The sequence below is a fragment of the Mycobacterium farcinogenes genome, from assembly GCF_019739075.1.
Taxonomy (GTDB): Bacteria; Actinomycetota; Actinomycetes; order Mycobacteriales; family Mycobacteriaceae; genus Mycobacterium; species Mycobacterium senegalense.
The window spans coordinates 566,282-582,741 of sequence record NZ_CP081673.1 but is presented as its reverse complement, the minus strand read 5'-3'; the positions used below and the strand labels follow the sequence as shown (position 1 = coordinate 582,741).

The following is a 16,460-nucleotide window of genomic DNA, read 5'->3' as shown; positions in this document are numbered from 1 at the left end:
GGCACCTCAACAACGGTTGAGGTCAACCCCTGCCAGCACTAGGCGCTCTTGCGCCGGGCCTTGCCTGCCGCCCCACGCTCGGTCGGCGCGCCTTCGTGCGCCAGCTTTCCCCCCGCGCTCTCCAGGTGCGCCCGCACGAACCATTGGAACTTCTCCAGTTCGGCGGCGTGGTCGATGAGGACGTCCTGCGAGACCAGGTCGAGTTTCTCCAGCTTGTCGATCGCTTTGCGGGTGTCCTCGATGACCCCGTTGTAGACCAGGTCGAGGGCGGCCAGGTGAGCCTGCACGTTGTCCCGGCCGACGGAGTAGTCGTCCCAGGTGCGGTCGGCGACGATCGCGCCCGGGGTTCCCTTGGGCGATTTGCCCAGTGCGGCAATCCGTTCGGCGACCTCGTCGGCGTACCCCCGCACCAGCTCGACCTGCGGGTCGATCATCTCGTGCACGCCGATGAAGTTGGGTCCGACGACGTTCCAGTGGATGTGCTTGAGCGTCAGATGCAAGTCGTTGTATGTGCTCAGCTGCTTCTGCAGCAGCTCGGCAACGTCGCTGCCCTGTTTGTCGGTCAGCCCGGGGATGGTGAACGCGGTCATTGCGGTTCCTTCCTGTTCACGATGGTCGCCTCCCGGGTACCCGGCAACCGTGCCGGGCAATCACCGCAGCTACAACGTGCGCAGGTTGGGAATGGCCTGACGTGCGCCGAAGCGCGGATTGTGAGCCAACCCACTGGCTTCCAGTAGCCGCACCGCCCGCTGGCGGTGTGGGCGCAGCGGCTCGAGCAACTCGACCATGGCCGCGTCGTCGATCGGCCGGCCGAGCAGCGTCCGGCCCACCATCGTGGCCAGGTGGTAGTCCCCCACGGATAGGGCGTCGGCGTCACCGAAGGCCCGCTGCACGGTTTCAGCTGCCGTCCACTCGCCGACTCCGGGCAGTGACCGCAATCCCCTCACGGCCCGTTCAGCTGTCAGCCGCTCAAGGGCCTCGGCGCGCTGCGCGCACCCGACGATCGTGCGGGCCCGGCCCGGGTCGACGTTCGCCCGGTGGAATTCCCACGATGGGATCCGTCGCCACACCTCTGCCGTGGGCGGAACCCGCATACCGGTCGGCGCCGGGCCCGGAGCCGGGGCGCCGTATTTCGTCACCAGCCGCCGCCAGGCGCGCCACGCGTCCATCCCGGACACACGCTGCTCGATGATCGCCGGCACCAGGGCCTCCAGTACCCGGCCGCTGCGCCCGAGGCGCAGGTGCGGCACCCTGCGGCGGGCCTCGGCGATCGTCGGCTCGACGGGATCGAAGCCGCTGGCGTCATCCTCGGCGCCTACCAGCGCGGCGAATCCGTCCAGGAACTCGGCGCTACCGGGCCCCCACACCTCGCAGTCCACCGTGCCGGGCGCCGACTTGGTGATCCGCGTGGTGACCGCACCGGACTTCATGGCGCTGGTACGCCAGCACACACCACCAGGATCGACCTGGTTGGTCGGGTCAAAGCCGCCGCGCCGCCACGGCGCCAACGTCAGGCCCGGGCTGGCCGGGCCCTCGAATACGACGCTGGTTGAGGGCACGGCACCAGATTAGGCCAGGGCGATGTCCGCCTTGTCCGGGTAGAAGGCCAGGTGGCCGGCGATTTCGGCGACCGCCGGGTACGGCTGTTCGTAGGTCCAGACCGCGTCGGCGACCCCGCCGACGTCGTAATAGTTGGCCTCACCCTTGTACGGGCAGTAGGTGGTGGTGGCGCTGCGGCTCAGCGTCTCGAACACCACGTCGCTGCGCGGAATGTACTGCACCGCCGGATAGGTCGATTCCTGCAAGGTCAGTGCGTCGTCGGTCTGCGCGACGATCACGCCGCCGACCGTGACGGTGACCCGACGGCCCGTAGGCCGGATGGTGATGGGGTGGGCTGCGCTCGGCTGCAGCACCTGGCGCTCTGTCATACGGGTCACAACGTCGCAGGCGTCGCGAAGGATTCCCGGGCTCACCGAGGCACCGGACTACGATCGGCCCATGACCGAGCCCGTGAAAGCCACTGTGTCCATCGCTGCCGATCCCGCAGCGGTATACGCGCTGATCACCGACCTGCCCACCTTGGCCTCGCTGGCCGAGGAGGCGCACGCCATGGAGTGGCAGAAGGGCACCGCGGCCACACCCGGTTCGGTTTTCAAAGGGCACAACCGCAATGGTTCGAAGGCCTGGAGCACCACCTGCACGGTGACCGACGCCGAGCCCGGCAAGACATTCGCCTTCGACGTGAAATCACTGGTGTTCCCGGTCGCGCATTGGCGCTACGACATCGTGGCCTCCGACGGCGGCTGCACGGTCACCGAGTCGACCTGGGATCGTCGCGCGGGCTGGTTCAAGAAGGTCGCGGGACTGGCCACCGGGGTATCCGACCGCGATACCGCCAACGCCCAGCACATCGAACTCACCTTGCAGCGTTTGAAGGAACGCGCCGAAGGTTGATCACCGCCGGAGGCTCACCGAACCCCGAACCGGCCTAATGCGGCTTACGGGTGATGACGTCGGCGAGTCCGGCGATCGGTGAGGTCCGCGGCCGGCCGCCGGCCTCGTGCCGGTCGGCCAGCTTGTAGGCGACGTAGAGTCCCCGCACCCCGAGCCATCGCAGCGGCTCGGGTTCCCAGTTGCGCGACTGATGCCCGACCCACGGCAACTCGGTGATCGGGGTGTCGCGCCGCAGGACCAGGTCGGCCAGCGTGCGCCCGGCCAGGTTGGTGGCGGTGACGCCATGGCCCACGTAGCCGCCGGCCCAGCCGAGACCGCTGGCCCGATCCAGCCCGACACTCGCCTGCCAGTCCCGCGGAACCGCCAGCACCCCGCACCACCCGTGGGCGATCGGCACGTGACGCACCTGCGGCAGGATCGAGTGCAGGACATCGGTGAGCAACCCGATGGTGCGGTTCGGTACCTGCCCGTCGACGTCGGTGCGGGATGCGAACCGGTACGGGACGCTGCGCCCGCCGATGGCGATGCGATCGTCTACGGTGCGCTGCGCATAGAAGAAGCCGTGGGCGCTGTCTCCCACGGTTTCTCGTCCCTGCCAACCGATTTCGTCCCACAATGCCGCCGGGATGGGATCGGTGGCGATCATCGAGCTGTTCATCGGCAGCCATGCCCTACGCAAGCCGGCCAAGGCGGGGGTGAAGCCTTCCGTGGCGCGCAGCACGATCGGCGCCCGCACCGTGCCCTTGGTGGTGACGGCGCGGCCCGGCCCGATCCGGGTGACGGGTGTGTCTTCGTAGATCGTGACGCCGAGACGTTCGACGGCCTCGGCCAGCCCGCGGGCCAGCCGGGCCGGCTGGATCCGGGCGCAGTGCCCGGTGTGGTAGGCAGACACCACCCCGTCGAAGCGAATCCGTTCGGCGGCTTCATCTTTCGACAACTCGGCGACGTCGTTGCCCCAAGAACGTTCTTCGGCGATCGCGGCAGCCAACCGGGTGGCCTGGGCCTGGTTGCGGGCGATTTCCAGCGTCCCACCCTTGACCGCTCCGGCATCGATTCCCTCACGGTCGGCTACCTCGATGACCTCGTCGATGGCCTCGTTGAGCGCCTGCTGCCAGGCCAGTACCCGGTCGCGTCCGTGCTGGGCAGCCATCTTTCGGCGGTCCCCCGGAATCAGGCCGGAAAGCCAGCCGCCGTTGCGCCCCGAGGCTCCGAAGCCGGCGAACCGCGCCTCCAGCACCGTGATCCGCAGTGAAGGGTCGGCCTGGGCGAGGTAGTAGGCGGTCCACAGTCCGGAGTACCCGGCGCCGACGATGCACACGTCGGCGTCGCGGTCGCCGGGTAGCGCCGGCCGCGGCGTGGGCAGTTCGTCGAACCAGTGGGACACCTGACCGTTGACGGTGTTGGGCACCGGAGGATTCTGCCTGAACATCCTTCTTTCTGCCATGAGTCGATCAATTCCTGCCAACGGAAATTGGCGGGCTGACCTGTCGGTTTACCCAGTCATAACCGATTGGTCGAGACAGGAAGAAGCAGAAAATGAAGAAGTTCGGGTTCTCCGTCATCGCCGCCGGCGGACTGGGCGCCGCCGTCGTCCTGGGCCTGGCCGCACCGGCCCAGGCCGCCGCGCCCGCTGAGGTCGCAGCACCCAGCTCCGTCATCATCTCCGCGGGTGTCGACCACCTGGGTTGGCTGGATCAGCTGCATCCCAAGCCGATGGTTCCGAAGGTGGACAACACTGTGCGGCACAGCGGTCGGTGACGTGATACCACCAAGAGGGGCGACCCGGAAAGGGTTGCCCCTCTTTGCCGTTCGCCTCACTCAGAATGCGTAGCGGTGATACTGCGCCATGTACCGCAGCACCGGCACCGGCTTCATGACGGCCAGCATCAACCGGTAGTACCAGGGCAGCGTGTTGAACACCGGGTCTTCGAACGGTGAGTTCCACGCCAACAGCCGGGTGCCCGGCACCGCACGCAGGATGTCCTCGGGCTTGTTGATCCCCCAGTGCAGTTTGGCCCCGGACCGGCGCACCACGGTATTGACGAATTGCGCCTTGATCCCGAGGCTGTTGAACGCATCGAATTGCAGCTCCCCAGAAGGAAATACGTCCACGATGCGCCGCAGCAGCGCCACCCCGTCCTGTTGGGTGAGGTACATCGTGAGCCCCTCGCCGACCATCAGGGTGGGCCGGCCGGCGGGGATGTCACGCAGCCAGGCCGGATCGGTCACCGAGGCGGCGATGACGTGGTAATGCTCGGCCGACGGGTACAGCTGTTCGCGCAGATGCGCGACGTCGGGGTAGTCGATGTCGTACCACTCGACACCCGGGCCGGGCTGCAGACGAAAGAACCGGCCGTCCAGGCCGCAGCCCAGATGCAGCACCACGGCCTCGGGGTGCACAGCCAGGAACTGGCGGGTCCAACGATCGAAGTGGGCGCTGCGGGTGGTCACCGACGGCGCCGTCGCTTCGGTGATCGAGGTCCGGCTCCAGTCGTAGTCGATACGGTCGGCGATCTCCTTGGCGAGCTTGTCACCCAGGATCGGGTGGGGCAGCCCGGCATCGAGTGCCTTGGCGTAGAACGTCGCCAGCATGGTCTGGGGCGCGCCGGAGAGGTCGACTTTCAGCTTGTCGGTCATGTTCGCCAGGCTAGGCCGGAATCCGCTTGCCGCCCAGTGGCTTAACACCTCTCGGCGTGGTGTTCAGCTGCTCTTCTGTGCGCGTTTGGCCGCCCGCAGACCCACCCAGAACTTTGCCGCCTCGGCGATCGACTCCTCGACCGGCCTCGGCTGCCAACCCAGTTCGCGCACCGCCTTGGAGTGATCGAGCTCGGCTTCGGCCCGCATGAGGCGCAGGGATTCCAGCGACAGCCGCTCGTCGGTGCCGCGCAGCGTGCCTTTGAGGGTGCCGGCGGCGGCCAGCAGATAGGACACCGGCAGCGGAATCGATCGCTGCGGGGGTGCGACTCCGGCAGCCTCGGCGGCAAGTCGCGCCACCTCGGCGTTGCTGATCATCTTTTCCGAGATCAGGTAACGCTCGCCGGGGGTGCCCCGTTCGGCGGCGAGCAGCATGGCCTTGGCCGCGTCGTCGATCCCGACGGCTTCCAGGTCGATCCCGCTCATCACGAACGGCAGCTTGCCGAATGCCGCGCCGGCGATGATCGCGCCGTGCGGGGTTCTGCCCCAGTCCCCAGTGCCGTAGGTGGTGGAGACACACATCGCGACGGCGGGCAGCCCGCGCTCGCGGGCGTACCGCAACACCAGCTCTTCGGCCTGCACCCGTGAACGCACGTACGGCGTCACTCCCCGCAGGTCGATCGCATCGTTCTCCGAAGACCGCTTGCCGCGCTTGCGTCCGACGGTGACGTAACTGCTGGTGTAGACGAATTTGCGCAGGCCGTCGATCCCAGCGGCGACCTCGAGCACATTGCGGGTGCCCTCGACGTTGGTGCGGAACAGCGGCGCCGGGTCCCGCAACCAGCCACGGGCGTCGACGACGCAGTGGTAGACGACGTCGCAGCCGGTCATCGCCTCGCGCAACGCCTCGGTGTCGAAGACATCGCCGAACACCCGCGTGACGTCGAGGTCGTCGATCCCGATGGTGTTGGCCTTGGGGCGCACCATGGCACGAATCTCGGACCCGTCATCAGCTGCTACCAATTGCCGCAGCACATGCGAACCCAGGAATCCGTTGGCCCCGATGACCAGCTTCGCGCCCACGTGTTCAGCCCCCGAACTTCTTGAGCCACGCCTCGGCCTCATCGGTCAAGGTGCCGAGTTCGGCGGCCTTGCGGCACCATTTGCGGGCCGCGGACGCGAACCGCAGCGGGTTGTAGACGTCTTCCTGACGCGACCACAGGCCGTTGCCGGCGTAGGTCAGGATCGAGATGTTGGTGGCGCTGATGATGGTCCCGTCGCCCGGGTCACGCATCGGGTTGTCGAGTTCGCAGATGATGCGGCCGGTGGGCTCGTCGATCACCGACCACAGCGACGGAAACGAGGTCATGTAGCTGCCGGGGAAGGTGGTCATGGTCTTCCAGATCCAGGGCCGGACCTGTTCGCGGCCCTTCATGGTGCCCACGGCGTGTTCGATGTAGTCGACGTCGACGGTGTAGTGGTCGGCCCACACGTCCCAGTTCTTGGTCTGCGCGGCCTTCTCGACGGTCTGCTCGAACGTTTCAAAGGCAGCGGCGAGTTCCTCGCGGCTGAAAGGGCTGCTCGTCACCCCAAAACTAGAACACGTTCTACCAACCTTTGTCGAGACCCGTCACTGCACTGCCAGCACCTGCCGGGAACCCAACGGGGCCTGCAGCGGGACGTCGACGGTGCCGTGCACCGCCAGCGCGATACACATGCGGCCGACGGACTGCGGTGGCGTACCGCCGCGAAGGTCGATCATGACCGCGTCGGAGGTCTCCCTGGTGATCAGGTGGACGCCGAAGCAGTCCGGGGTGCCCGCGGTGAAGTTGACCCGCAGCCCGTCGCCGTCGCGGCTGAACGATTCGATCCCGGTCAGGTGCGGGTCGACGATCGCGGGATTGTCGGTGAACAGGGTCCGCGCCGGGTCCGGCGCCACTTCCGGCACCGCGACCGGGTTCGGATCAGCGGCCGCCGGTGGGCAGTCGGCCAGCAGGAGTAAACCGGCCAGCGCTGCGGTTGCAACTACACGCATGACCATCACGGTAACCACGGAGCACAATGGGGCACATGGGCAACTATTCGACAGCGATCCTGGCCGGCGGCTGCTTCTGGGGGATGCAGGACCTGATCCGTAAGCAGCCCGGGGTGGTCTCCACCCGCGTGGGCTACACCGGCGGTCGCAACGATCACCCGACCTATCGCAACCATCCAGGCCATGCCGAGGCCGTCGAGATCGTCTACGACCCCACTCAGACCGATTACCGTGCGCTGCTGGAGTTCTTCTTCCAGATCCACGATCCGTCCACCAAGGACCGGCAGGGTAACGACGTCGGCACCAGCTACCGGTCGGCGATCTTCTATCTCGACGACGAGCAGAAGCGCGTCGCGCTGGACACCATCGCCGACGTGGACGCCTCGGGTTTGTGGCCGGGCAAGGTGGTCACAGAGGTGACGCCGGCCGGTGATTTCTGGGAGGCCGAACCCGAGCACCAGGACTACCTGGTTCATTACCCGAACGGGTACACCTGCCACTTCCCGCGCGCGGGCTGGAAGCTGCCCAAACGCCAGACGGCCGGCTGAGCGCCTAGGCGCCCAGCGGCGTGGCGCGGCGGCGTAGCACGACCCGCCCGCCAGCCGCCGGGGTGTAGGCCACCCCCCGGGAGTGCACTTTCTCCCCTGGGGCGTCGGTGGTCTCGATCGCGAAGTGCCGCAGCACTGTTCGCAGCACGACGTCCATTTCGACGTTGGCGAACACCGCCCCTACGCAGCGACGGGTGCCGCCGCCGTAGGGCAGCCAGCCCAGGCCCGGCCGGTTGCCGACGAACCGATCCGGATCGAACCGCTGAGGATCGGAGAACTCTTTTTCCGCCTCCTGGATTTGCGAGATCGCCACGATGACGGAGTGTCCGCGCGGAATCTCCCACTCCCCCAGCCGGATCGACGGTGCGTAGACGTGGCGGCCGGCGAAGTCGATGACGGTGCGGTTGCGCTGCACCTCCAAGATGGTGGCCTGACGGTATTCGTTACCGTCGGTGGCGGCCTCGGCCTCGAGTCGGGCCAGCACCTGCGGATGCCGGCTGATCCGCTCGAATGCCCAGCCCAGGGTCGAGGCCGTGGTCTCGTGCCCGGCGGCCAGCAGGGTCAGCAGTTCGTCCCCGATGTCCTTGCGGGACATGGCCGAGCCGTCCTCGTAGGTGCTGCGCAGCAGCAGCGCCAGGATGTCGTCGCGCTGGTCGAATTCGGGGTCGGCCTCGACCTTGTCGATGAGCCGGTTGATGACGGCGTCGTACTGCCGGCGGTATCGGGCCAACCGGCCCCACGGACTGAACCGGCCGTAGGTGCGGCTCGGGGTGGGCACCACCACGAGCCGCGAGCCCAGGGTGACCCACGGCGGGATGATGCGGCGCAGCTCGTCGAGTTGTTCACCGTCGGCGCCGAACACCGCGCGCAGGATCACGTTGAGGGTGATCCGCATCATGGGTTCGAGGGTCTCGAACTCCTGCCCCTGCGGCCAGTTCGCCATTTCCCGCAGCGTCTCCTCTTCGAAGATCCGCTCGTAGTTCTTGATGGACTTGCCGTGGAACGGCGGGGTGAGCAGCTTGCGGCGGCGACGGTGATCAGTTCCGTCGAGGGCGAACACCGACCCGGAGCCGAGGATGCGGCTCAAGTTGGGCTGGATGTTGCCGACGTCATCGGTGTTGGCGGTGAAGAGCTGCTTGGCCAGCTGGGCGTCGGCGATCATCACCGTGGGCCCGAAGATGGGGAGTCGGAGCTTGAAAACGTCGCCCTGCCGGCGGGCGATCTGTTTGACCACCCAGCGCCTGGCCAGCGCAAAACCGATGGCCTGCAACGGCTTCGGAACTCGCGCGTCGGGTGGCACGCGCCCCGGGGTAGCGCTCTCGGTGGAGAGCTCGGTGGTCTTCTCAGCTGCTGACAGGTCGGTCATACCATCTCCAGCCATTCCTGGTACCACGCGGTACCAACGGTTGTGAGGTACGGTACTCCCAGGTACCAGACAACGCAAGGGGGTCAGCCGCGATGACCTACCGGCTGCGCCTGCTCGACGGGCTCGCCGCCGCGATCACGGACAAGGGTTATCGCGAGACCACGGTGGCCGACATCGTCCGCCATGCCCGAACGTCCAAGCGCACGTTCTACGACCAGTTCGGCACCAAAGAGGACGGCTTCCTCGAGCTGCTTCGCGCCAACAACGCCACGCTCGTCGACAGGATCCAGGCAGCTGTCGATCCCGAGGCCTCCTGGCCGGACCAGATCGGGCAGGCCGTGGGCGCCTATGTCGACCACATCGCGTCGGCCCCGGCGATCACGCTGAGCTGGATCCGTGAACTGCCGGCACTGGGCAGCAGGGCCCGCCCGCTGCAGCGCGAAGCCCTGCGACAGCTGACCGACCTGCTCATCGAACTCAGCGGCAGCGCAGGCTTTCAGCGCGCGGGCCTACCTCGGCTCACCGAGCCGATGGCCATCATCCTGCTCGGCGGGCTGCGCGAACTGACCGCGCTGATCGTCGAGGACGGCCGCGACATCCACGAGATCTACGGGCCCGCAGTGGCCGCGTCGACCGCGATCATGACGGCGAATTCAGCTGAGCAGCAACCGCGCTGACTTCTCCAGCCGTTGCGTGACGGCTGTGTAGGGGTCATACCCCATGCCCGCCCAGACCAGGGTGCCGGTGTAGAGCAGTTCCAGGGCTTCGATGACATCCAGGTCCACATCCGGTCCGAGCGCCGCCACCAACCGGCCGCGGATGTCGGCACCGATCCGTTGCCGCAGCACGTCCACGTCGGGATCCTTGCCGAGCAGTGCGTTGGTCACCGCACCGGCGAACTCGGGTTCGTCGGCCACCAGCGACGCGATGTGCTGCAACACCTCGACCACCCGGGTGGCCGGGTCGGCGGAGGTGTGCGCGGCCGGCGGCGCGGCAGAGAGCCGGCGCCAGAACACCTCGGCCACGAGGTGTTCCTTGGAGGAGAAGTAGGTATAGGCCGTGGCCGCCCCGACACCGGCTTCGGCGGCCACCCGGCGCACGGTCAGACCGGCGAATCCGTCGCGGGTGATCAGCTGCAATGCGGCCCGGCCCAGGCGCTCCACGGTGTCGGCCTGCCGGGCGCTCAGACGGCGGCGCGTCGACTCAAGGGCCGCATCAGACACGTGTCCGGACGCTACTACAACCGCCCATGGCCAGCAACGGTAGGTTGTGCATTCATGAGCACCGCCGACACCGCCCTGCCGCCCCACGCCCAGCGCTTGTTCGCCCTTGCCGAGCAGGTCACCGGCTTCATGCCGGCCGATGAGGGCCGCGCCCTCTTCGACGCCGGATTGCGTTATCTCGGAGGCGGGGTCGGAGTCGAGATCGGTACCTACTGCGGCAAGTCGACGGTGATGCTCGGTGCGGCCGCGCAGGAAACCGGTTCGGTGCTCTACACCGTCGACCATCACCATGGCTCGGAAGAGCACCAGGCCGGCTGGGAGTACCACGACACCACGATGGTGGATCCGGTGACCGGTCTGTTCGACACGCTGCCCACGATGCGCCACACCCTCGACGCCGCGGACCTCGACGAGCATGTGGTGGCCGTAGTCGGCCGCTCACCCGTGGTCGCGCGCGGATGGCGAATGCCGTTGCGGCTGTTGTTCATCGACGGCGGTCACACCGAAGAAGCGGCACAGCGCGACTTCGACGGCTGGGCCCGCTGGGTCGAGGTGGGCGGTGCACTGATCATCCACGACGTGTTCCCGGATCCCAACGACGGCGGTCAAGCCCCGTTCCACATCTACCAGCGCGCACTGGCGACCGGGGCCTTCAAAGAGGTCGCGGTGACGGGGTCGATGCGGGTGCTGGAGCGGACCTCGGGCGAGCCAGGCCAGTTGGACTAGCGGTCCCCGGCTTTCCTGCCGACGCACTCGCAGTCGTACTCACCCTCCAGTCCTCGCGGCAGCCCGACCCCTCGGAAGATGCCGCTCGCCGCGGTGGTCTGCGACAGGGCGTCGGCGGCCAGGACCATGGCCGCACCGGTCCAGGTGGTGCGCTCCTCGGGCCAGCGCTTGCCATCGGCGAAAACCAGCCCGGTCCAATAGGATCCGTCGTCCTCGCGCAGATGCTGCATGGCCGCGAACTGCTCGTGAGCCCGTCGGGTGTCGCCGATCGCATCCAGTGCCATCACCAGCTCGCAGGTCTCCGCACCGGTGACCCACGGCCGGTGATCGACGCACCGGATACCCAGCCCCGGTACGACGAAGTCATCCCAGCGTGCCTCGATGCGGGTCTCGGCTGCCGCGCCCCGCAGCGCGCCACCGAGCACCGGGTAATACCACTCCATCGCGTGGGTGTCCTTGGCGGAGAACGCCTCCGGATGCGCGGCGATGGCGTGACCGAGGCGCCCGACGGCGACCTCCCATTCCGGCTGCGGGTCGTCGAGGTACTCGGCCAGCGCCAACCCGCACCGAATGCTGTGGTAGACGCTGGCGCATCCGGTCAGCAACGCTTCCTCGACCGGGCCCGCCGGGCTTGCCGCCCAATAGATCTCACCGCCGGCGGCCTGCAGGCCGAGGACGAAGTCGAGCGCGCTGGTCACCACCGGCCACATCGACTCCGCGAAAGCCCGGTCTCCGGTGATCAGCACGTGATGCCAGACACCGGTGGCCACGTAGGCGCAGAAGTTGCTGTCGCTGTTGGCGTCCTCGACGACGCCGTTGCGCAGCTGGATGGGCCAGGATCCGTCGGGCCGCTGCGTAGTGCGGCACCAGTCGAAAGCCGCGCGGGCCGGTTCGATCAGCCCGGCCACGGTCAGCGCCATGGCGTTCTCCACGTGATCCCACGGGTCGGTGTGGCCGCCGTCGAACCACGGCAACGCGCCCGAGGATTCCTGGGTGGCGGCGATCGACCGCGCCGTCTGCAGGCAGTCGTCTGGTGTCAGAACTCCGGGCACACCGGGGATCTCAGGCACTCGCACCGTGTGCGCCTATCCGTTGAGTTCCGGCTTGCGGAAGTAGAGGGCGACGCTCTTGCCGATCACCGGGTTCAGCAGTGACTCGGCGGTGCGGGTGAGCCACGGCCGGCCCATCATGTCCCACACCAGCAGCTGGTGATACGCCTTGACCGCGAAGTGGTCGTTCTTCTCGGTACCGACCAGGCATTTGAGCCACCAGTACGGTGAGTGCAGCGCATGCTCGTGATGCGTGTGAGTGAGCGTGAGCCCGTGCGCCAGCACCTTGTCGCGCAGTTCGTCGGCCTTGTAGATGCGGATGTGTCCGCCCTCGTTGGCGTGGTATTCGTCCGACAGCAGCCAGCACAGTTTCTCCGGGAGCCAGCGCGGCACCGTGATGGCCAGCGAGCCACCGGGTTTGAGGACGCGCACCAGTTCGGAGATGGCACGGTCGTCCTGCGGTACGTGTTCCAGGATCTCCGAGGCGATCACGCAGTCGAAGCTGGAGTCGGGGTACGGGAGGTCGAGCGCATCGCCCTTGACGGCCTCGCCCTTGGCCGACAGCGGAACCTCGCCCTCTGCCCGCATGGCCTGCAGCATCGTGTCGACGTCGTTGAGGTCCGACACGCTCTGGTCGAAGCCGACCACCGACGCGCCGCGCCGGTAGGCCTCGAACGTGTGCCGGCCGGCTCCACAGCCGACATCGATCACCGTGGTGCCCGGCCCGACACCGAGTCGGTCGAAGTCGACGGTCAGCATGACGTCACCTTCCCTTCTCCTGCTCCTCGCGTGCGTGCCCCCACCCGCTCGCGGGCCATCTCATACACCGCTACCGTCTGTGCGGCAACGGATTCCCAACTGAAGACATCGAGTGCCCGTTGCCGCCCCGCGGCGCCCAGCTTGCGGCGCTCCGACGGTGAGTCGAGTAGTTCGCCCAGCACCGCGGTCAGCTCGTCGACGTCCGCCGGGCGCACCAGCCGGGCGCAGGCACCGTCGTCACCGACCACTTCGGGCAGCGCCCCGGCGCGGCTGGCCACGATCGGGGTGCCGCTGGCCATGGCCTCCACGGCGGGCAGCGAGAAGCCTTCGTACAGCGACGGGATACAGGCGACCTCGGCGGAGGCCAGCAGCGCGGCGAGTTCCTCGTCGCTCAGCCCGCTGGAGCTGTGCACGATGTCGGAGATGCCGAGTTCGGCGATGAGTTTCTCGGTCGGCCCGTTCGGGTCGAGCTTGGACACCAGCTGCACGTCCAGGTCGCGCGCCACCCGCAGCCGGGCCACCGCATGCAGCAGATTGCTGACCCCCTTGAGCGGGACATCGGCGCTGGCGATCGCGATGATGCGTCCCCGCACCCGGTGCTCGGCGGGCTTGAACAGTTCGGTGTCCACCCCCAGCGGCACGATGTGCAGCTGGTCCCGCGTCACCCCGAAGTCCTCGGCGATGTCGGCGGCCGAGGACGACGACACCGTCAGCAGTTCGGGGATCTTGCGGGCCACCTTCTTCTGCATCTCGGCGAACCCGTACCAGCGCCGCACCAGCGGCTTGCGCCACCACTTGGCAGCGGCGATCTCGACCACCCGGTCACGGGTGATCGGGTGATGCACGGTGGCGACGACGGGAAGACCGCTCTCGGCGATCTTCAGCAGTGCCGAGCCCAGGCTCTGGTTGTCGTGGACCACGTCGAACTCGTCGCGGCGCTCGGCGAGGATCCGGGCGACGCGCATGGTGAACGTACGCGGCTCGGGGAACCCGGCACTCCACATGGTGGCCAGTTCCAGCGCGTCGATACCGTCGCGGATCTCGCTGGGCCTGGGCACGCGGAACGGATCCGGTTCGCGGTAGAGATCGAGGCTGGGGACCTTGGTCAGCTTGACCCGCGGGTCCAGGCCTTCTGGGTAGGGCTGGCCGGAGAACACCTCGACCTCATGGCCGAGCTCGGCCAGCCCGCGGCTCAGATAACGCACGTAGACGCCCTGGCCACCGCAATGGGTCTTGCTCCGATAGGACAGCAACGCGATACGCATAATCAGATCACCCGACGGCCGGAAGCGTGCTGAGCTGGGAATATACGCTCACGCGTCGACTCCGAACCCTCTGGACATGTGTCCAGACTATAGTTTGACCTGCTAGCCAACGCAACGCGTCGGCCCGCGCTCAGGCCGGGGGGAAGCCGCCCGTCGCCACGGGACCCCACCGGGTCGGTGTGATCCGGATCAGGCATTTGCCCTGCTCGACCATCGCTTGCCGGTATTCATCCCAATCGGGGTGTTCGCCGGCCACCGCGCGGAAGTAGTCGACCAGCGGCTCGACCGCATCCGGCAGGCCGATCACCTCGGCATCGCCGTCGACTTGCACGTACGGCCCGTTGAACTCTTCGGACAGCACCGTCACGCTGGCCCGCGGCGTGCGCCGCAGGTTGGCCGCCTTCGCCCGCTGCGGATAGCTGGCGATCACGATCCGGCCCTCGTCGTCCACCCCTCCCGTCACCGGCGAGGTCTGCAACGAGCCGTCGACCCGGAACGTGGTCAGCACCATTTGGTGTCGCGGTCGCACGAAATCCAGGAGTTCGTCGATGTCCACTCGGTCAGCGGTCGCATATTTTCGGGCCATGGTCCGACGGTAGGACAAATGCGAAGGGCCGCGGGAAACCCAGCCCGGTCAGCCTGGCGCCCCGCAGGGCCGCGAGATCGACCGGCAGCACCCGCCCCGATGACGGCTCGTAGCACTCCAGCGCCTGCTCGGCGGCGCCGACGAGCAACACCCAATGCCGCGGGATGCCCCGCTCACCGATCAGCATCGGAACCGGCCGGCCCCGGGCGACGGCGCCGAGCACGTCCGACAGCGAGTCTCGGCTGCCGCCGAAAAGTCGCCACCGGTATCGCACCGACCGCTTCGCACCGTGGACGTTCAGTGCTCGGACCATGCCCGCCGGGGTGGTTCCGAGCCGGCGCGGCCAAATCCGGTTGACCGCGGCGTGTATTCGGCCCTGCTCGGCGGCGAACCACGCCGCGCCGTCCGGATGCAGCAACTCGGCGCGGTAATCGTGATCCAACATGGCGCCGGCCACCACGGCGACCGTGGGGCCACACGTGATCCCGTCGCGCTGCCGCAGCCCTAGGGCCGCCAGGAAGCGATCAATTTCTGCCATCGGAACTAAAGCGCCTGAGCTGCTGGTTTTTACCGGTATCTGGCAGCGTAACCAAAAGCGTGGAAGAGGGCAGTCCCGTGCGAAACACATTCGGAAGGTCTCGGATCGTCGCCGCGGCGGTGGGCGTCGCAGTGGCAGCCATCGTCGGATCGGCCGGGCCGGCGGCGGCCGCACCCAACGGCCCCAGCAATGCCGAGCAGACCATCAGACAGCTTGAGTCCCAGGGCTACACGGTCATCGTCAACCGTATCGGTTCCTCGCCGTTGGAGGAGGCATCGGTGGTCGCCGTACGACCGGGACCCAACTTCAGCCGCACCGACACCCTGAGCGCTGTGACCCGGCGGACGGTTTACGTCGACGTCAAGTAGCAGACAGCGGGTGCCGTCGGCGTCGATAATGACGGCATGGCAGTGAAAATGGAGGAGCTGCTGGGCAGCGCGCTGGGTGCCCTGCGATACCAACCCACTGCCAAGCGAATTCGGGTGTGCCTGGGCGGCGAGCCGGTGGCCGATACCCGCGAAGCGGTCCTGATCTGGGAGCCGCGGCGGGTGGTGCCGACGTACGCGGTACCGCGTAAGGCGTTGACGGCGCAGCTTGTACCGGCCGGCGGGGAGGTCGGCGACGACGAGATCCCCGGTTTCCTTGACCCGCCGGTGCCGTTCACCGCACATACCTGTGCGGGGACGGCGTTCGACGTCATCGCCGGCGAGGAAACCGGTGCGGCCGCGGCGTTTCAGCCGGCCGACCCGGAGCTGGCCGATTATCTGATCCTGGACTTCGCGACGTTCGAATGGCGCGAAGAGGACGAGCCGATCGTCGCGCACCCCCACGATCCGTTCCACCGGATCGACGTCCGCCGCAGCCGGCGGCCGGTCCGCATCGAGCTCGACGGGCGGGTATTGGCCGAATCCCGCAGTGCCATGCTGTTATTCGAGACCGGGTTGCCTACCCGTCACTACCTTCCCCGCGCAGACGTGGCCGCCGCCCTCGAGGTCAGCGACACCGTCACCTACTGTGCGTACAAGGGCCGGGCCACCTACTATTCGCCGCCCGGCGGGCCCGCCGACCTGGCCTGGTCGTATCACGAGCCGCTGATCGACGCGGTGCCCGTCCGCGACCACATCTGCTTTTTCGACGAGCGGGTCGACGTATTCGTCGACGGCGACCGCATGGCGCGACCCCGGACGGCATGGAGCTGACAGCGCGGGGCTGACCGAACGTCTGTTTTGACCATGCCAGTTCTGGCAACATCAGTCACCGACACCACAGTCGGCTGA

At 67.7% G+C, this 16,460-nt stretch carries 22 protein-coding genes; 7 read left to right on the top strand and 15 right to left on the bottom strand.

Annotated features, from left to right (window positions below; all coding sequences use genetic code 11):
* Nucleotides 1-38 precede the first annotated feature (38 nt).
* The 3 genes from K6L26_RS02585 to K6L26_RS02575 form a co-directional block, all read right to left on the bottom strand.
* Nucleotides 39-590 carry a Dps family protein gene (locus K6L26_RS02585; RefSeq protein WP_019344945.1) on the bottom strand — a complete coding sequence of 184 codons (552 nt, stop codon included), beginning with the start codon at nt 588-590 and terminating at the stop codon, nt 39-41.
* Nucleotides 591-659: 69 nt separating this feature from the next.
* Nucleotides 660-1,559 (bottom strand): DNA-3-methyladenine glycosylase family protein, encoded by a 900-nt coding sequence (locus tag K6L26_RS02580; RefSeq protein ID WP_221852571.1) that lies wholly within the window; start codon nt 1,557-1,559, stop codon nt 660-662.
* Between the two features lie 9 nt (nt 1,560-1,568).
* The gene (locus tag K6L26_RS02575) at nt 1,569-1,928 is read right to left on the bottom strand and encodes a DUF427 domain-containing protein (protein WP_019344943.1); all 360 of its coding nucleotides are present in this window, start codon (nt 1,926-1,928) and stop codon (nt 1,569-1,571) included.
* 70 nt (nt 1,929-1,998) lie between these two features.
* On the opposite strand from K6L26_RS02575, the gene K6L26_RS02570 reads away from it, so the two are divergent.
* Complete coding sequence (locus tag K6L26_RS02570; RefSeq protein ID WP_047036928.1) at nt 1,999-2,454, top strand: SRPBCC family protein; 456 nt, start codon at nt 1,999-2,001, stop codon at nt 2,452-2,454.
* A 34-nt stretch (nt 2,455-2,488) separates the two neighbouring features.
* On the opposite strand, the gene K6L26_RS02565 is transcribed toward K6L26_RS02570, so the two are convergent.
* Nucleotides 2,489-3,883 carry an NAD(P)/FAD-dependent oxidoreductase gene (locus tag K6L26_RS02565; RefSeq protein ID WP_047036931.1) on the bottom strand — a complete coding sequence of 465 codons (1,395 nt, stop codon included), beginning with the start codon at nt 3,881-3,883 and terminating at the stop codon, nt 2,489-2,491.
* A 107-nt stretch (nt 3,884-3,990) separates the two neighbouring features.
* Here K6L26_RS02565 and K6L26_RS02560 point away from each other — a divergent pair, with 107 nt between their 5' ends.
* Nucleotides 3,991-4,212, top strand: coding sequence for a hypothetical protein (locus K6L26_RS02560; protein WP_085140779.1), 222 nt, complete (start codon nt 3,991-3,993; stop codon nt 4,210-4,212).
* Between the two features lie 60 nt (nt 4,213-4,272).
* Here the strand turns inward: K6L26_RS02560 and K6L26_RS02555 are convergent, their stop codons facing one another.
* The 4 genes from K6L26_RS02555 to K6L26_RS02540 form a co-directional block, all read right to left on the bottom strand.
* The gene (locus K6L26_RS02555) at nt 4,273-5,091 is read right to left on the bottom strand and encodes a class I SAM-dependent methyltransferase (protein WP_221852570.1); all 819 of its coding nucleotides are present in this window, start codon (nt 5,089-5,091) and stop codon (nt 4,273-4,275) included.
* Between the two features lie 63 nt (nt 5,092-5,154).
* Nucleotides 5,155-6,171 carry an NAD-dependent epimerase/dehydratase family protein gene (locus tag K6L26_RS02550; protein ID WP_221852568.1) on the bottom strand — a complete coding sequence of 339 codons (1,017 nt, stop codon included), beginning with the start codon at nt 6,169-6,171 and terminating at the stop codon, nt 5,155-5,157.
* A 4-nt stretch (nt 6,172-6,175) separates the two neighbouring features.
* Nucleotides 6,176-6,676, bottom strand: a complete 501-nt coding sequence (locus K6L26_RS02545; RefSeq protein ID WP_047036939.1) for a nuclear transport factor 2 family protein — start codon at nt 6,674-6,676, stop codon at nt 6,176-6,178.
* A 42-nt stretch (nt 6,677-6,718) separates the two neighbouring features.
* Nucleotides 6,719-7,123 carry a hypothetical protein gene (locus tag K6L26_RS02540; RefSeq protein WP_245008673.1) on the bottom strand — a complete coding sequence of 135 codons (405 nt, stop codon included), beginning with the start codon at nt 7,121-7,123 and terminating at the stop codon, nt 6,719-6,721.
* A 35-nt stretch (nt 7,124-7,158) separates the two neighbouring features.
* Here K6L26_RS02540 and msrA point away from each other — a divergent pair, with 35 nt between their 5' ends.
* Complete coding sequence (msrA, locus tag K6L26_RS02535) at nt 7,159-7,671, top strand: peptide-methionine (S)-S-oxide reductase MsrA (RefSeq protein ID WP_019344935.1); 513 nt, start codon at nt 7,159-7,161, stop codon at nt 7,669-7,671.
* A gap of 4 nt (nt 7,672-7,675) precedes the next feature.
* Here msrA and K6L26_RS02530 read toward each other — a convergent pair whose 3' ends face one another.
* Complete coding sequence (locus K6L26_RS02530) at nt 7,676-9,052, bottom strand: cytochrome P450 (RefSeq protein WP_085140770.1); 1,377 nt, start codon at nt 9,050-9,052, stop codon at nt 7,676-7,678.
* Between the two features lie 77 nt (nt 9,053-9,129).
* On the opposite strand from K6L26_RS02530, the gene K6L26_RS02525 reads away from it, so the two are divergent.
* Nucleotides 9,130-9,714: a TetR/AcrR family transcriptional regulator gene (locus tag K6L26_RS02525; RefSeq protein ID WP_036390936.1), complete on the top strand. Its 585-nt coding sequence runs from the start codon at nt 9,130-9,132 to the stop codon at nt 9,712-9,714.
* Here the strand turns inward: K6L26_RS02525 and K6L26_RS02520 are convergent.
* The gene (locus K6L26_RS02520; RefSeq protein ID WP_019344819.1) at nt 9,691-10,260 is read right to left on the bottom strand and encodes a TetR/AcrR family transcriptional regulator; all 570 of its coding nucleotides are present in this window, start codon (nt 10,258-10,260) and stop codon (nt 9,691-9,693) included. The genes K6L26_RS02525 and K6L26_RS02520 overlap by 24 nt on opposite strands.
* Nucleotides 10,261-10,314: 54 nt before the next feature.
* Here K6L26_RS02520 and K6L26_RS02515 point away from each other — a divergent pair, with 54 nt between their 5' ends.
* Complete coding sequence (locus K6L26_RS02515) at nt 10,315-10,986, top strand: class I SAM-dependent methyltransferase (RefSeq protein ID WP_221852566.1); 672 nt, start codon at nt 10,315-10,317, stop codon at nt 10,984-10,986.
* Here the strand turns inward: K6L26_RS02515 and K6L26_RS02510 are convergent.
* The 5 genes from K6L26_RS02510 to K6L26_RS02490 all read right to left on the bottom strand — a co-directional run bounded on the left by K6L26_RS02510 (nt 10,983) and on the right by K6L26_RS02490 (nt 15,183).
* The gene (locus K6L26_RS02510; protein ID WP_165588895.1) at nt 10,983-12,062 is read right to left on the bottom strand and encodes an MMP endo-(1,4)-3-O-methyl-alpha-D-mannosidase; all 1,080 of its coding nucleotides are present in this window, start codon (nt 12,060-12,062) and stop codon (nt 10,983-10,985) included. The genes K6L26_RS02515 and K6L26_RS02510 overlap by 4 nt on opposite strands.
* A 9-nt stretch (nt 12,063-12,071) precedes the next feature.
* Nucleotides 12,072-12,794 (bottom strand): class I SAM-dependent methyltransferase, encoded by a 723-nt coding sequence (locus tag K6L26_RS02505; RefSeq protein WP_019344816.1) that lies wholly within the window; start codon nt 12,792-12,794, stop codon nt 12,072-12,074.
* On the bottom strand, nt 12,788-14,059 hold the full coding sequence (locus K6L26_RS02500; RefSeq protein WP_019344815.1) for an MMP alpha-(1->4)-mannosyltransferase: 1,272 nt from the start codon (nt 14,057-14,059) through the stop codon (nt 12,788-12,790). The genes K6L26_RS02505 and K6L26_RS02500 overlap by 7 nt, the downstream gene beginning before the upstream one ends.
* 130 nt (nt 14,060-14,189) lie before the next feature.
* Nucleotides 14,190-14,645 carry a PPOX class F420-dependent oxidoreductase gene (locus K6L26_RS02495; protein WP_221852564.1) on the bottom strand — a complete coding sequence of 152 codons (456 nt, stop codon included), beginning with the start codon at nt 14,643-14,645 and terminating at the stop codon, nt 14,190-14,192.
* Nucleotides 14,620-15,183 (bottom strand): hypothetical protein, encoded by a 564-nt coding sequence (locus K6L26_RS02490; RefSeq protein ID WP_085140769.1) that lies wholly within the window; start codon nt 15,181-15,183, stop codon nt 14,620-14,622. Before K6L26_RS02490 ends, K6L26_RS02495 begins: the two co-directional genes overlap by 26 nt.
* 77 nt (nt 15,184-15,260) lie before the next feature.
* Between K6L26_RS02490 and K6L26_RS02485 the strand changes: the two genes are divergently transcribed.
* Nucleotides 15,261-15,551, top strand: a complete 291-nt coding sequence (locus K6L26_RS02485; RefSeq protein ID WP_234709373.1) for a hypothetical protein — start codon at nt 15,261-15,263, stop codon at nt 15,549-15,551.
* 36 nt (nt 15,552-15,587) lie between these two features.
* On the top strand, nt 15,588-16,382 hold the full coding sequence (locus K6L26_RS02480) for a DUF427 domain-containing protein (RefSeq protein WP_221852562.1): 795 nt from the start codon (nt 15,588-15,590) through the stop codon (nt 16,380-16,382).
* Nucleotides 16,383-16,460 lie beyond the last annotated feature (78 nt).